Source organism: Methylobacterium sp. FW102-HT35C08 (assembly GCF_058790235.1).
Map to the genome: position 1 here is coordinate 1494947 of NZ_JBYTCL010000002.1, position 15252 is coordinate 1510198.

Consider the following 15252-nt stretch of genomic DNA (forward strand, 5'->3'; position numbering starts at 1 on the left):
CCCCGCGCGGCCGACCGCCCGCGCCCCGGCCGGTCCCGACCGCCGGTCCCAGTCCCTTCGACCGATGAGGCAGCGACGCGATGATCGATCGCAGCGACCCGCAATGGTACCGTGACGCCATCATCTACCAGATCCACGTCAAGTCGTTCTTCGATTCGAACAACGACGGGATCGGCGATTTCGAGGGCCTGACCCAGCGCCTCGACTACGTGCGCGACCTCGGCGTCACGGCGATCTGGCTGATGCCGTTCTACCCCTCGCCGCTCCGCGACGACGGCTACGACATCGCCGATTACGAGGGCATCAATCCGTCCTACGGGACCATGGAGGATTTCAGGGCCTTCGTGGCGGCGGCGCACGAGCGCGGCCTGCGGGTGATCACCGAGCTCGTGATCAATCACACCTCGGACCAGCACCCCTGGTTCCAGGCCGCCCGGGAGGCGCCCCCCGGCTCGCCCGAGCGCGACTTCTACGTCTGGTCGGATACCGACGAGCCGTACCGGGACACGCGGATCATCTTCCTCGACACCGAGGCCTCGAACTGGACCTGGGACCCGGTCGCCAAGCAGTATTTCTGGCACCGGTTCTACAGCCACCAGCCGGACCTGAACTTCGACAACCCGAAGGTGCTGGACGCGGTCATCGCGACCATGCGCTACTGGCTCGACATGGGCGTCGACGGGCTGCGGCTCGACGCGATCCCCTACCTGATCGAGCGCGACGGCACGAATTGCGAGAATCTTCAGGAGACGCACGACGTCATCAAGAAGATCCGCGCCGCGCTGGATGCCAGCTATCCCGACCGGATGCTGCTGGCCGAGGCCAACCAGTGGCCGGAGGAGACCGCGCAGTATTTCGGCGACGGCGACGAATGCCACATGGCGTTCCACTTCCCGCTGATGCCGCGGATGTACATGGCGATCGCCCGGGAGGACCGGCACCCGATCACCGATATCATGCGCCAGACCCCGGAGATCCCGGAAGGCTGCCAGTGGGCGATCTTCCTGCGCAACCACGATGAGCTGACGCTCGAGATGGTTACGGCCGAAGAACGTGACTACCTCTGGTCATTCTACGCCGCCGAGCGGCGGGCCCGGATCAATCTCGGCATCCGCCGCCGCCTCGCGCCGCTGCTCGAGAACGACCGGCGCAAGATCGAGCTGATGAAGTCCCTCGTCCTGTCGATGCCCGGCACGCCGGTGCTCTATTACGGCGACGAGATCGGGATGGGCGACAACATCTATCTCGGTGACCGCGACGGCGTGCGCACGCCGATGCAGTGGACGCCCGACCGCAACGGCGGCTTCTCCCGGGCCAATCCCCAGAAGCTGTTCCTGCCGGCGATCCAGGACCCGATCTACGGCTTCGACGCGATCAACGTCGAGGCGCAGACCCAGGCGCAGACCAGCCTGCTCAACTGGACGCGGCGCATGATCGCGATCCGCAACAACAGCGTCGCCCTCGGCCGCGGCACGATCCAGTTCCTGTATCCCTCGAACCGCAAGGTCCTGGCCTGGATCCGCGAGCACGAGGACGAGCGGATCCTGTGCGTGGCGAACCTGTCGCGCGCACCCCAGGCGGTGCAGCTCGACCTGTCGGAACTGCGCACCGCGGTGCCGATCGAATTGACCGGCGGCACTGAATTCCCGCCGATCGGCGACCTGCCCTACCTGCTGACCCTGCCGTCCTACGGCTTCTACTGGTTCAGCTTGAACGCCGCGCGCTCCGGCGTGGTCGGCCCGCAGCAGGAGCCGCCGGAGCTGTTCACCCTGGTGCTCACCGGCGGCATCGAGAGCCTGATGTCGGGCCGCGAGCGCGTCGCCTTCGAGCGCACCGTGGTGCCGTCGTTCCTGATGAGCCGGCGCTGGTTCGGCGCCAAGGGCTCGCGGATCCGGGCCGTGAAGGTCATCGACTGCGCCGCCCTGAAGGACGGGGACGGGAGCGCGCGCTTCCTGCTGCCGCGGCTGCAGGTGCAGCTCGCCAACGGCGAGACCCAGGACTACTTCGTGCCGGTCGGCGTCGAGGAGGGCCGCGAGGACGAGGCGCTCCTGCCCTTCGCGGTCGCCCGGGTCCGGCGCGGCCCGCGCACCGGCCTGCTCTACGGCGCGGCCGGCTCCAACAGCTTCGCGGCCAGCCTGATCGAGGACATGCGGCGGGGCACCGAGCTGCCCACGGAGAGCGGGCGGCTGGTCTTCGCCACCACCTCGGCCTTCGACCCGGAGGTCACGGTCGACGTGGCCGACATCCGCCGGCTCTCGGCCGAGCAGAGCAACACCTCGATCGCCATCGGCTCGAAGATGATGCTCAAGCTGCTGCGCCGCCTGCAGCCGGGCATTCATCCCGAGATCGAGGTTGGGCGCTTCCTCACCGAGCAGGCGGGCTTCGCCAACACCCCGGCCCTGCTCGGCACCCTGGAGCACGTGGCCGAGGACGGCACCCGCACGGCGCTGGCGGTGCTGCAGAAGTTCGTCATGAACCAGGGCGACGCCTGGACGCTGATGCTGGAGGGCCTGCGCCGGGACTTCGAGACCGTGGTGCTCACCCCCGAGAGCGAGGCCGCGACCCCCGCGGAGGCGTTCCAGGCCCACGGGCCCTGGGCCGACCTGCTCGGGCGGCGCACCGCCGAGCTGCACGCGGCCCTCGCCATCGAGACCGACGATCCGGCCTTCGCGGCCGAGCCGTTTACCGCGGACGATCTCGCGGTGCTGGCGCGCGACGCCCGCCATCAGGCCGAGCGCGCCTTCCGGGCGCTCAAGGGCCTGGCCGAGCGCGGCCTCGATGCCGGCAAGCCGGCCTGCGCGGCGTTGGCGGGGCGGGCGAGCGAGGTCGAGGCCTTGATCGCGGCGCTGACCGCCGAGCCGCCGGTCGGCGCCCACAAGACCCGCATCCACGGCGACTACCACCTCGGGCAGGTGCTGGTCGCCGAGAGCGACCTGATCATCGTCGACTTCGAGGGCGAGCCCTCGCGTCCGGCCGACGAGCGCCGGGCCAAGTCGATGCCGCTGCGCGACGTGGCCGGGCTGATGCGCTCCTTCGCGTACGGGGCCGAGACGGTGACCCGCGAGATTGCCGCCCGGTTCGGCGACAGCGAGGAGCGGGCGCGGGGCGCCGCCGCCGCGTGGCGGCGCATGATCGAGGCGGCGTTCCTGACCGGCTACCAGTCGGCCGTGGACGGGTCCCGGGCGGCCGTGACCGACCCGGACACGCGGGCGCGGCTGCTGCGCCTCTGCCTGCTGACCAAGGCCCTCTACGAAGTCGATTACGAGGCCAATAACCGACCGGACTGGATCGAAATCCCTGCCCATGGGGTTCTCACCATTCTGGACACGGACGGACACGAGCCCGGAGCAACTGCATGACGGCGATCGACGAGACCTTCGCACCGCGGGCCGAACCGGAGGCGGGGACGGCGCGGCATGCGGATGTCCCGGGCTCCGGCACCGCCGGGCAGCCGCCGAGCGTCCACCCGGACGCGATCGCCGCTCTGATGGCCGCCAGCCACGGCGATCCGTTCGCGGTTCTCGGGCCCCATCGGGTCGGGCCGAATGCCTGGGAGGTGCGCGCCGTGCTGCCCGAGGCCCGGGCCGCCGCCCTGGTGATGGACGGGCGCACCGTGCCGTTCGAGAAGCGTCACCCGGACGGCTTCTACGTCGCTCGGATCGCGGGCGAGCACCGGCCGCTCTACGAGATCGAGGTCGAATCCTGGGACGGCACCAAGCGCCGCCGCTACGACCCCTACGGCTTCGGCTCGTCGATCGAGCAGTATGACGTCGCCTCCCTGCGCGAGGTCGGCACCAACCTGGTCTACCGGATGCTCGGCGCCCAATCGGGGCAGCTCGACGGCATCGACGGCTTCCGCTTCGCGGTCTGGGCCCCGAATGCCCGCAAGGTCAGCGTGGTCGGCGACTTCAACGACTGGGACGGGCGCCGCCACCCGATGCGCCTCTGGCAGGACGGCGGCATCTGGGAGCTGTTCGTGCCGGGCCTGAAGGCCGGCGTGCGCTACAAGTTCGAGATCCGCGGGCCCGACGGGTCCCTAGTCCCGCTCAAGGCCGACCCGGTCGCCTTCGCGGCCCAGCACCCGCCGGAGACCGCCTCGGTCACCCACGGGTCGGGCGAGTTCGACTGGCGCGATTCCGGCTGGATGAGCACCCGCGGCGCCAAGGATCCGCGCCACGCGGCGATCTCGGTCTACGAGGTCCATCTCGGCTCCTGGGCGCGGGTGCCCGAGGAGGGCAACCGCTATCTCACCTACCGGGAACTGTCCGAGCGGCTGATCCCCTACGTCAAGGATATGGGCTTCACCCATATCGAGATGCTGCCGATCACCGAGTTCCCGTTCGACGGGTCCTGGGGCTACCAGCCGGTCTCACTGTTCGCGCCGACCAGCCGCTTCGGCACGCCCGAGGACTTCGCCGCCTTCGTGGACGCGGCCCACGAGGCCGGCATCGGCGTGCTGCTCGATTGGGTGCCGGGCCACTTCCCGCTCGACGCCCACGGGCTCGGCCTGTTCGACGGCACCCACCTCTACGAGCACGCCGACCCGCGCCAGGGCTTCCACCAGGATTGGGGCACCTACATCTACAATTTCGGGCGGACCGAGGTCGCGACCTTCCTCGCCGCCAACGCCCGGTTCTGGCTGGAGCACTACCACCTCGACGGCCTGCGGGTGGATGCCGTGGCGTCGATGCTCTACCTCGACTATTCCCGCCGCCAGGGCGAATGGATCCCGAACCGCTACGGCGGCAACGAGAATCTCGACGCCATCGACTTCCTGCGCAAGACCAACGAGGCGACCTACAGCCACGCGCCGGGGACCATCACGGTCGCGGAGGAATCGACCTCCTGGCCGGGCGTCTCGCACCCGACCTACACGGGCGGCCTGGGCTTCGGCTTCAAGTGGAACATGGGCTGGATGCACGACACCCTGCATTTCATGCAGGAGGATCCGATCCACCGCCGCTACCACCACCACAACCTGACCTTCGGGCTGCTCTACGCCTTCTCGGAGAATTTCATCCTGCCGCTCTCCCACGACGAGGTCGTGCACGGGAAGGGCTCGCTGCTCGGCAAGATGCCGGGCGACCGCTGGCAGAAATTCGCGAATCTCCGGGCCTATTACGGCTTCATGTGGGGGCATCCCGGCAAGAAGCTGCTGTTCATGGGCGGCGAGTTCGGCCAGGAGCGGGAGTGGAACCACGACCACAGCCTGGACTGGCACCATCTCGACGACCCGCTGCACAAGGGCGTGCAGAGCGTGGTGCGCGATCTCAACCGGCTCTACGTCTCAACGCCGGCTCTCTACAGCCGCGACGTCGAGCATACCGGCTTCCAGTGGCTCGTGGCGGATGATCAGGACAACAGCGTGATCGCCTGGGCCCGCAAGGGCGCGAAGCCCGGCGAGGTCGCCATCGTGGTGTCGAACTTCACGCCGGTGCCGCGCGAGGGCTACCGGATCGGCGTGCCGCAGGCGGGTTTTTATCGCGAGGCGTTCAACTCGGATGCCGGGGTCTACGGTGGGTCCAACCTGGGCAACCAGGGGGGCCGCCATACCGACGATCAGGCGAGCCACGGTCAGAAGCAGAGCCTGTCGCTGACCCTGCCGCCGCTCGCCACGATGATCTTCCTGCTGGAGGGGTGAGGAGACTTTCGCCTCCGCCCAGGCGTCACCTCGTCATCCCGGGGCCGCGCAGCGGAGCCCGGGATCCAGACCCGCCGACGCGTCAAGATCTGCACCGACGGCGGGTCTGGGCTCGCCTGCGGCGCCCCGGAACGACGGCGCGCAGTGAAGCGGCGCGAGAGGAAGCTCCCGCGCCGTTGGCAGAGACGATCTGAACCCGAACCGGCTTACCCGCCCCGCAGAGGGGAAGGCCGCGAAAAATCCCTACGCGGCCCGCCAGCGCAGCGCGATGCTGTTGCCGATCGCCCGTCCGTAGAGGCCGGCGTAGTTGTCGGCGGCCTGGTCCCAGCCGAACCGGGCCGACATGGCGCGCCGCCGCATGGCGTTGAGGCGCTTCTTCTGGCCGAAGGCTTCCAGCGCCCGGCGGACCGCCCCGCCGAAGGACGCCGCCGAGGCCTCCCCGAAGGTGAAACCCGTCACCCCGTCCTCGACGGTGTCGGCCAGGCCCCCGGTCCGGCGCACGATCGGCAGGGAGCCGAAGCGCTGCGCGTACATCTGGGCCAGCCCGCAGGGCTCGAAGCGCGAGGGCATCAGCAGGAAGTCGCTGCCGGCGAACATCCGCCGGGCCTGCGCCTCCTCGAAGCCGACATGGACCCCGACCGCCTCCGGATGGCGCTTGGCGAGGCCGCGGAGCGCCTGCTCGAACCGGCCCTCGCCCTGGCCAATCACCACGAGCTGGCCGCCCTCGGCCACGATGGCCTCGGCCGCCTGCAGGCTCAGGTCGATGCCCTTCTGGTGGACGAGGCGCGACACGATGGCGAAGAGCGGCCCGCGGGAGACGGCCAGGCCGAATTGCTGGCGCACCGCTTCGGCATTGGCGCGCTTGCCCTTCCAGTCGTCGATCTCGAAGCGCGTGGCGAGGTGCGGGTCGGTGCTCGGGTCCCAGGTCTCGTCGATGCCGTTGAGGATGCCGGCGAGCCGGCCCTGGCCGGCGCGAGTCCGCAGCAGCCCGTCGAGGCCGCAGCCCATCTCGGCGGTCTGGATCTCCCGTGCGTAGGTCTCGCTCACCGTGGTGACCTGCGAGGCGTAGAAGATGCCGGCCTTCAGGAAGGAGAGCTGCCCGTAGAACTCGGCGCCGTCGACCTGGAAGGCCGATTCCGGCACGCCGAGCCGGGGCAGGGCGTCCCGGGGAAACAGGCCCTGGTAGGCGAGGTTGTGGATCGTCAGGACGCTGGGAACCCGCCGGCCGCGCCAGGCGAGATAGGCCGGGGCCAAGGCCGCCTGCCAGTCGTTGAGGTGCAGGAGGTCGGCCGCCCAGTCGGGATCGATGCCGGCGGTGAGTTCGGCCGCCGCGAGGCTGAGGCGGGCGAAGCGCAGGTCGTTGTCGCCGAAATCACCCTGCTGGTCGCCGTAGGGCGTGCCGTCGCGCTCGTAGAGGTCGGGGCTGAGCAGGACGTAGATGCGAAGGCCGTCGACCGCCTCGACGAGTCCGAGGTCGCAGGCCGGGACGCCCGCGAAGCCCTCGAGGCGGGCGATGACCGGGATCTCGGGGAACGCCGCGCGGACCTGCCGGTAGCCGGGGATCAGCACGCGGATGTCGTAATGCGGCACCAGGGCCCGGGGTAAGGCGGCCGAGACCTCGCCGAGACCGCCGGTCTTCACGAAATCGGCCATCTCGGGCGTCGCGTAGAGGATGCGGCGGCGCAGGGAGGCGGGACGGGCCGGAACCGATACGGGAACGCCGCCGTCTTCTTCGCCAGACGACCACTCGGCGAAGGAACCACCACGGCGCGCATCGAGCATCAGCATTGATCCTGGCCGGGCGGAATGCCCCGGTCTGGCAGACGATCGGCCAGGCACGGCTGTCGCGATCTCAACCACGGCTAATGCTCCTCTGCCGCGACGGTTCCGCTGCGACGCACAAAATACGCCACCGTGCGCATTAAGCGTCACTTACCTATGTCGCATTGCAGCAGAAAATCGCGACGGAACGGCGGTATTCGGCTCTTGAATGAGCCTCTTCAGCCGGAGAAGTCGCCGACCGGACACGCCGGACGGGGCCTGCCCGCCGATTCCCGGCAGATGGGCGGCGCGCACCGGACACTGATTCGGTGTCCGGTCTGACGGGTGCCGAAGCCGGGAGCGGGCTCCGCTCACCCGGCGCGGCGCAGGATCACCCCCTCGGCAGGTTCCAGCGTCAGGGTCAGGCCGGCCGTCTCGCCCGCACGCCCGGCGCGGGTCGAGAGCAGCACGGTCCAGCCGCTCTCGGGCAGCGGCAGATCCTGCGACGCCGCGCCGAAATTCAGGAGCACGCGCAGGACGGCCCCATCGGCGAAGCGCTCGTAGGCGAACACCTCGGCGATCCCCACCGGCACCGCCCGGTAGCCGCCCACGGCGAGCGCCGGGTGGTCGCGGCGCAGGCCGAGCAGCCGCCGGTGCAGGGTGAGCATCGAGCCCGGGTCCGAGCGCTGGCTCTCGACGTTGCGGGTCGCCCAGTCCTCCGCCAGCGGCAGCCAGGGCTCGGCCGTGGAGAAGCCCGCCTGCGGGCTGTCGTCCCAATGCATCGGCGTGCGCTCCGGATCGCGGCCGTGCCCGGGCTCGTTGTGCTCCCACGGGTCGCGGGCGCGTTCCGGCGGGATCGGCACGTGGCCGAGCCCGATCTCGTCGCCGTAATAGAGGGTCGGCGTGCCCCGCAGGGTCAGGAGAAGCATCGCGGCGATGCGGGCCTGATCGGCCCCGACGCGGGCGGCGATGCGCGGCTGGTCGTGGTTGCCCAGCACCCAGTTCGGCCAGCCGCCTTCGGGCAAGGCCGCCTCGTACTGCGCCACGAGGTCGGCCAAGGCCTCGGCCCGCCACGGGGTCTGGATCAGTTGGAAATTGAACGGCAGGTCGGCGCCCGTCAGGTCCGGACCGTAATAGGCGACCAGCCGCTCCACCGGCAGGTAGATCTCGCCGATCAGCACCCGCTCGCCGTAACCGCGCAGCACATCCCGCATTCCGGCGATCACGTCGAACACCTCCGGGCGGTCGGCGGAGTAGACCTGGGTGAAGCGGTTGATCTCGGGCGCGCCCGGCGCGTAGTCGGGATTGGCCGGGTTGTCGCGGAAACCCGCATCCTTCATCAGGTGCCAGATCACGTCGACCCGGAACCCGTCGACCCCGCGCTCCAGCCAGAAGCGGAGCACGTCGTGCATGGCCGCCCGCACCGCGGGGTTGCGCCAGTTCAGGTCCGGCTGCTCGGCCAGGAAGGCGTGGTAGTAATACTGGCCGGTGGCCGCGTCGAAGGTCCAGGCCGGGCCACCGAAATTCGACAGCCAGTTGTTGGGCGGACCGCCATCGGGGCCGGGATCGCGCCAGATGTACCAGTCCCGCTTCGGGCTCGTGCGCGACGACCGGCTCTCCGCGAACCACGGATGCACGATCGAGGAATGGTTCGGCACGAAGTCGAGGATCACCTTCAGCTTGCGCCGGTGGGCCTCGGCGATCAGCGCATCGAAATCGGCCAGCGTGCCGAACAGCGGGTCGATCCCGCAGTAATCGGCCACGTCGTAGCCGAAATCCGCCATGGGCGAGGGGTAGACCGGCGAGATCCACACGGCGTCGACCCCAAGCCAGGCCAGGTAATCCAGGCGCGCCGTGATCCCCGGCAGATCGCCGACACCGTCGCCATTCGTGTCCTGAAAGGAACGGGGGTAGACTTGGTAGACGGTCCCGCGCTTCCACCAGACGGTGTCGGTCATGCTGCGCCTCTCGCGTTGTCGGCCCAGGGTTGAGGACAGAGCCGCGCGCCCGCGACCGGCGGCGGATGCGCCCGGTGCGGCCCGGGCCTATCCGGCGCGTGTGACTGGAATGTCACGGCGGCGCGCCATATGTGCTGCTGCGTGCCCGTGCGCTCCGCCGCAGCGGCGCTGCCACGACTTCGCCGGAAGCCGACCGCACGGTCGGACGCTTCGGGGCACGGATCGCCCGCCGTTCATGCGGCGGCAATCCATCAAGAGAGATAATCCGCCCACGATCCTCCCGGCGCCAGAATCCGGGGACTGACTTTTGGGGGACCCGCACGTGTTGAACGATGTTCTGATCCGACCCGCGCCACAGGACGCCTCGCGCGACGAGCGCGCTCAGGAGGCGCCGGCGCCTGCTCCTTGGACCGTCCCGGCGCTCTCCGCAAGCGGCGATGCCGTGGTCGATCTGCGGGAAGCGATCCGCGCCAAGCTCACCTTCACCCTCGGCCGCACACCGGAGACCGCCCGCCCGCGCGACTGGTTCGCCGCGACCGCGCTGGCCCTGCGCGAGCGTGTCGTGGCGGCGGCGCTCGCCTCGGAGCGCGGCGTGCCGAACAAGCGCGTCTACTACCTGTCGCTGGAATTCCTGATCGGCCGGCTGATGTCGGACGCGCTGAACAATCTCGGCCTCACCGAGACCACCCGGGCGGCGCTGCGGGAACTCGGGGTCGATCTCGACGCCGTGCAGGAGGCCGAGCCCGACGCGGCGCTGGGCAATGGCGGCCTCGGGCGGCTCGCCGCGTGCTTCATGGAGAGCATGGCCAGCATCGGCATCCCGGCGATGGGCTACGGCATCCGCTACGACCACGGCCTGTTCCGCCAGTCCTTCGAGGATGGCTGGCAGCGCGAGGCGCCGGAGACGTGGCTCGCCGAGGGCAACCCCTGGGAATTCGCCCGGCCCGAGGCGACCTACACGATCGGCTTCGGCGGCACCGTCACGCTGTCCTCGCCGGAGGAGGGGGTGATCCGGCGCCACTGGCAGCCGGCCGAGACCGTGCGGGCGGTGGCCCACGACGTGCCGGTGGTCGGCTGGCGCGGGCGCCACGTCAACGGCCTGCGCCTGTGGAAGGCCGAGGCCGGCGAGCCGATCGACCTCGCCCGCTTCAACGGCGGCGACCATGTCGGGGCGGTCGCGGCGCGGATGCGCGCCGAGGCGATCTCGCGGGTGCTCTATCCGAGCGATTCCTCGGCCGAGGGCCAGGAGCTGCGCCTGCGCCAGGAATACTTCTTCACCGCGGCCTCGATCCAAGATCTGGTGGCCCGCCACGTGGCCGAGCGCGGCGACGTTCGGTCCCTGCCGGACCACGCGGCGATCCAGCTCAACGACACGCACCCGGCGATCGCGGTACCGGAGCTGATGCGCATCCTGCTCGACGTCCAGGGCCTCTCCTGGGAGGATGCGTGGCACGTCACCACCCACACGCTGCACTACACGAACCACACCCTCCTGCCCGAGGCGCTGGAGACTTGGCCGGTGGAGCTGATGGAGCGGCTGCTGCCGCGCCACATGCAGATCATCTACCTGATCAACTGGATGCACCTGGAGGAGCAGGCCAAGCACGGCCGTCAGGATGCCGCCTACCTCGCGTCGATCTCGCTGATCGACGAGTCGCACGGGCGGCGAGTGCGGATGGGGCACCTCGCCTTCCACGGCGCGCGCCGGGTCAACGGCGTCTCGGCCCTGCACACCGACCTGATGCGCTCCACGGTCTTCTCCGACCTGCACGCGCTGGATCCCGACAAGATCGTCAACAAGACCAACGGCATCACCTTCCGCCGCTGGTTCCACAACGCCAATCCGGGCCTGACCCGGCTCGCCGTGGAGACGGTGGGGGCGGGCGTGCTCGACGATCCCGAGTTGCTCCGGGGCCTCGAGGCCCACGCGCAGGATCCGGCCTTCGTGGCGCGCTACGCGGCGGTGCGCCGGGAGCGCAAGGAGGCGCTCGCTGCCCTCATCGCCGACCGCACCGGCATCGACGTCGATCCGGACGCGCTGTTCGACGTCCAGGTCAAGCGCATCCACGAGTACAAGCGCCAGCTCCTGAACGTGATCGAGACCGTGGCGCTCTACCAAGCGATCAAGGCCGAGCCGCACCGGGACTGGACGCCCCGGGTGAAGATCTTCGCCGGCAAGGCGGCGCCGAGCTACGTCCGGGCCAAGCTGATCATCAAGCTCGCCTGCGACGTCGCCAAGGCGGTCAACGACGATCCCGAGGTCGCGGGCCGGCTGAAGGTGGTGTTCCTGCCGAACTATTCGGTGAGCCTCGCCGAGTCGATCATCCCGGCCGCGGACCTGTCCGAGCAGATCTCCACCGCCGGCATGGAGGCTTCGGGCACCGGCAACATGAAGTTCGCCCTCAACGGCGCGCTCACGGTGGGCACCCTCGACGGCGCCAACATCGAGATCCGCGACCATGTCGGGGCGGACAACATCTTCATCTTCGGCCTGGAGGCCGACGGGGTCCGCGCCCGGCAGGCCGAGCCGGACTACGCCGCCCGCGCGATCCACGCCTCCCCGCGTCTCGCCGCGGCCCTCGACATGATCGCCTCGGGGCGGTTCTCGCCGGAGGAGCCGGGCCGCTTCCGGCCGCTCACCGACGACCTGCGCCAGCACGACCAGTACCTGCTCACCGCCGATTTCGACGATTACTGGCGGGTCCAGCGGTCGATCGACGCCGCGTGGCGCGATCCGCGCGGCTGGTGGGCGATGGCGATCCGCAACACCGCCCGGATGGCGTGGTTCTCCTCCGACCGGGCGATGCGCGAATACGCCGAGGAGATCTGGCGGGTCCGGCTGGGCTGAGCGTCCCGGCGCGCGCGGAGCACGCCCCCGTCAGCGTCCCTTGAGCCGCAGCCCCGCGCGGCGCAGAGCGCGCCGGAGCCGGTGGCGCAGGAGCACGGCGCGCGCGGCGAGCCCGAGCCTGCGCCGGCAGAACACGTGCGACACGCGCCCGAGCCGCGGCCCCCGGTCGGGCTCGCCCTTGCGCAGGGGGATGTCCGGCAGGTCCGCCGACTGCGCAATCCGGAGGGACCGGGCCGCCGGGAACCTGACGCTGCGGAAGACCGAGCGCGTGTAGTAGGAGAACGCGTCGTAGGCGAGGATCGCGCGCGCCCGTCCGGTCGCCGGATCCTCGACCGTCAGCGTGCCCATCTGCGGCCCGTAGGTCACGAGCAGGCCGATCACGTCCCGGGGGCGCCCGAGCGGGATCTCGGCGCGGCCATCCTCCGGAACCTCCAGGAACTTCAGCAAGATGCCGTTGCGCAGCGATTCGAACCCGCAGGTCAGGCCGGGGAGGGTGCGCAGGGGCAGGGCTTCGAACCGGCCGGGCAGCAGGCGGAACCGGTCGATATAGGCGCGGCCCGGGGGCGGTGCGCGCAGGAAGCTGTAGACCAGGGTGCCGTAGAGCTCGGCCCCGGCCGGCGTGACGTGGGTGCCGTCCTTCAGGAGATAGGTGATGTCCCCCGCCCCCGCCGCCGCCACCGGGGCGGCGATGTCGAGAGACGGGATCCCGTAGAGGGTGCGGTACTCCGCGAGCAGGCCGGCGACGGGCTCGGCCCGGTAATCGACGCCGCCCTGGTGGAGGTTGAGGAAGGCGACCGGCAGGCCGCGCCGGGCGGTCGCCGCGAGGATGTCGTCGAGATAGGCCCGCATCGTCGCGCCGTCGAAGTAGCGGACGTTGCCGGTGAACAGTTCCAGGAGGACGTGATCGCAGGGCGTCGCGTCCAGGATCTCGTCGATCAGGCAGGCGAGGGTGGGCAGCGAGTGGCCGCCCCATCCGCACCGCAGGAACGTGACCGGCCGGCCCTCGGCCTCCGCGTGGGCATTGGCCCGCTCGACATAGCCAGGCAGTTCGGTGACGCTGTAGCCGAGGCAGAGGACGCGGAACATCGGGACGCGAAATCCGCTCGGCTCACGGTCAGGGTGGATGTCCGGGCGCGGGTATCAGCCGATCCCGCCCGCGTCGAGGCGGAATCCCCCGCGGGCCGTGCGCCGTCGTGACCGTCAGTCAAGCACGATCGGGTAGCAGCGCGCTCCCACCGTGGCGGCGAGCACCTGCACGGCGCCCACCGTCGAGACGTCGCCGGCCACGTGGACGACGTCGGTGGCGCGCAGGCTCGGCAGGTGGGCGGTGAGCGGGCCGGAGCGCACGTCCGGCGGCCGCTGGCGCCCGCGATCGGCGCAGAGCACGATCCGGGCGACGCCGGTGCGGCGCAGCCAGTCCAGGCTCTCGCGCATGTAGAGGTCGAGGGCGTCGCGGGCGCCGACCGCCAGCGCCACCTCGCGGGCGGGCTCGACGTAGCGGGCCGCCCGGGCAATCGCCCAGATCGGGCCGAAGCCGGCGCCGGCCGCCACCAGCACGAGGCGTCCGCCCCCGGGGCGGTACTGGCCCCGGCCCACGGGACCCTTCAGCCGTACGGGCTGGTCGAGCCGGATCGCGTCGACCGGGTCGCCCTCGGGGTCGCGGGGGATGTGGAACACTGCCTCGTTGATCTCGGCCGCACCGTCGACCCGCAGGGTCGGGGACAGGGTCATGGCGGGCATGCCCGCGAAGGTCACGAGGGTCTGGTGGCCGGGCTCGCCGGTCAGGCGCTTGGTCAGGGTCGTCACGACCTCGACGATGCCGGGGCTGAGCCGGCGGATCTCGGTGACCGTGCCCTTGCGGAGGGTGACGGGCGCCGCCGCGGCCTCCTCCTGGCCCGGGATTGGGGCGCCGGGCAGGGCAGGCCGCAGGGCCTCGGCACGGGCGCGGCGGGCGGGCGGGCGGCGGCCGGAGGGCGCCACGGCCCCCTGGCCGGCGAGCAGCGTGCCGTGCAGCGACGGGAGCGGCGCGATCATGCCCTCGGCGAGCGCCGCCTCCAGCGGCGTATCGCCGGTCGAGACGCGCACCGACCGGCCGTTGACGACGAGCGAGCAGCGCGCCCCCATGGCTCTCCCCCGCATGCCCTGGTGACGGATCAGCGGGCGCGGATCAGGAGCGTGTCGACGAGGGCCGCCCAGCGCTCCCGGGTCGCGCGGACGTCGTCGGTCGGGGCGGAATCCGTAAGGAGCTGGCGCTGAGCCCGCAGCGCCTCGACCTCTTGCCGCTGAGCGCGGAGCACGGCCTTCATCACCTGCAGCTCGGTCTCGAGCCGGGCGATCTCGTCAGCCTCGTCGGCGTCGACCGAGAGGTCGTCGGCATAATCCTCGACGGACTCGTCGGAGGGGCGCGCCCCGCGGCCGGGCAGGGGCAGCCGGGTCCGGGCCTGCTGCTCCAGCCGCACCGGCCGGGCCATCAGGCGGCGCACGAGGTCAGAGCTGCCTGCCTGCTGATAACGCCGTGCCGCCTCGGCCATCCGACCCATCCCCTGCGCGGGCGCTGAAAGGCCCATCCGTCAACAGGAGCTTGATCGGACATGGTTAAGGGGGGCTTAAACCGATCGCGTGTCACGCCGCTTCCGCCGCCGCCTGCTGCATCACCCGGGCGACGAGCGTGTAGGTCTCGGTCCAGGCCTCCCGCACCTCCGGGGTGAAATCCGGGCCCAGGCCCTGCTCCAGGGTCCACAGCAGGGCGGCGCCCACCGGCTCGTAATGGGCGGCCTGCGTGCCGTAGGCCACGTGCTTGCGTCCGAGGTCCTGGAGCGCAGGAACCACGGTCTCCGGATGGGCGAGATTGGCCACCGCCAGTCCCAGCATGGCCATCAGCTTCTGCTTCTGCTCGGCCATGTCCTCGGGGAAGAGCGCGCGGACCTGCGGGGCGATCTCGAACAGGCGCCCGTAGAACAGGTCGGCCGCCGTTCCGGCGATCGGCCGCACCTTCGCGAAGCTGTCCTGCACGCGCTTGATCTGTTCGGGCGTCATCGCATCCC

9 protein-coding genes are annotated in these 15252 nt (G+C 70.7%); 3 read left to right on the plus strand and 6 right to left on the minus strand.

From position 1 onward, the window contains the following. Positions 1 to 80: 80 nt before the first annotated feature. The gene (treS, locus tag AC3WSN_RS07175) at positions 81 to 3359 is read left to right on the plus strand and encodes a maltose alpha-D-glucosyltransferase (protein WP_492536930.1); all 3279 of its coding nucleotides are present in this window, start codon (positions 81 to 83) and stop codon (positions 3357 to 3359) included. Continuing rightward, positions 3356 to 5641, plus strand: a complete 2286-nt coding sequence (gene glgB, locus AC3WSN_RS07180) for a 1,4-alpha-glucan branching protein GlgB (RefSeq protein WP_192709422.1) — start codon at positions 3356 to 3358, stop codon at positions 5639 to 5641. The genes treS and glgB overlap by 4 nt, the downstream gene beginning before the upstream one ends. Positions 5642 to 5884: 243 nt before the next feature. Here the strand turns inward: glgB and glgA are convergent, their stop codons facing one another. Next, positions 5885 to 7423 carry a glycogen synthase GlgA gene (gene glgA, locus AC3WSN_RS07185; protein WP_192709423.1) on the minus strand — a complete coding sequence of 513 codons (1539 nt, stop codon included), beginning with the start codon at positions 7421 to 7423 and terminating at the stop codon, positions 5885 to 5887. Positions 7424 to 7773: 350 nt separating this feature from the next. Further along, positions 7774 to 9360, minus strand: coding sequence for an alpha-amylase family glycosyl hydrolase (locus AC3WSN_RS07190; RefSeq protein ID WP_492536933.1), 1587 nt, complete (start codon positions 9358 to 9360; stop codon positions 7774 to 7776). 322 nt (positions 9361 to 9682) lie between these two features. Here AC3WSN_RS07190 and AC3WSN_RS07195 point away from each other — a divergent pair, with 322 nt between their 5' ends. Further along, positions 9683 to 12208, plus strand: a complete 2526-nt coding sequence (locus AC3WSN_RS07195) for a glycogen/starch/alpha-glucan phosphorylase (protein ID WP_492536935.1) — start codon at positions 9683 to 9685, stop codon at positions 12206 to 12208. Positions 12209 to 12238: 30 nt separating this feature from the next. Here the strand turns inward: AC3WSN_RS07195 and AC3WSN_RS07200 are convergent, their stop codons facing one another. From AC3WSN_RS07200 to AC3WSN_RS07215, 4 genes are all read right to left on the minus strand, one after another. Beyond that, entirely contained in the window at positions 12239 to 13294 is a 1056-nt protein-coding gene (locus tag AC3WSN_RS07200) for an SGNH/GDSL hydrolase family protein (protein WP_492536937.1), read from the minus strand. A gap of 114 nt (positions 13295 to 13408) precedes the next feature. Further along, the gene (locus tag AC3WSN_RS07205; RefSeq protein ID WP_492536939.1) at positions 13409 to 14332 is read right to left on the minus strand and encodes a ferredoxin reductase domain-containing protein; all 924 of its coding nucleotides are present in this window, start codon (positions 14330 to 14332) and stop codon (positions 13409 to 13411) included. A 29-nt stretch (positions 14333 to 14361) separates the two neighbouring features. Then, on the minus strand, positions 14362 to 14739 hold the full coding sequence (locus AC3WSN_RS07210; RefSeq protein WP_192709428.1) for a hypothetical protein: 378 nt from the start codon (positions 14737 to 14739) through the stop codon (positions 14362 to 14364). A 91-nt stretch (positions 14740 to 14830) separates the two neighbouring features. Continuing rightward, positions 14831 to 15244, minus strand: coding sequence for a globin family protein (locus tag AC3WSN_RS07215; protein WP_192709528.1), 414 nt, complete (start codon positions 15242 to 15244; stop codon positions 14831 to 14833). Positions 15245 to 15252: the final 8 nt, after the last annotated feature.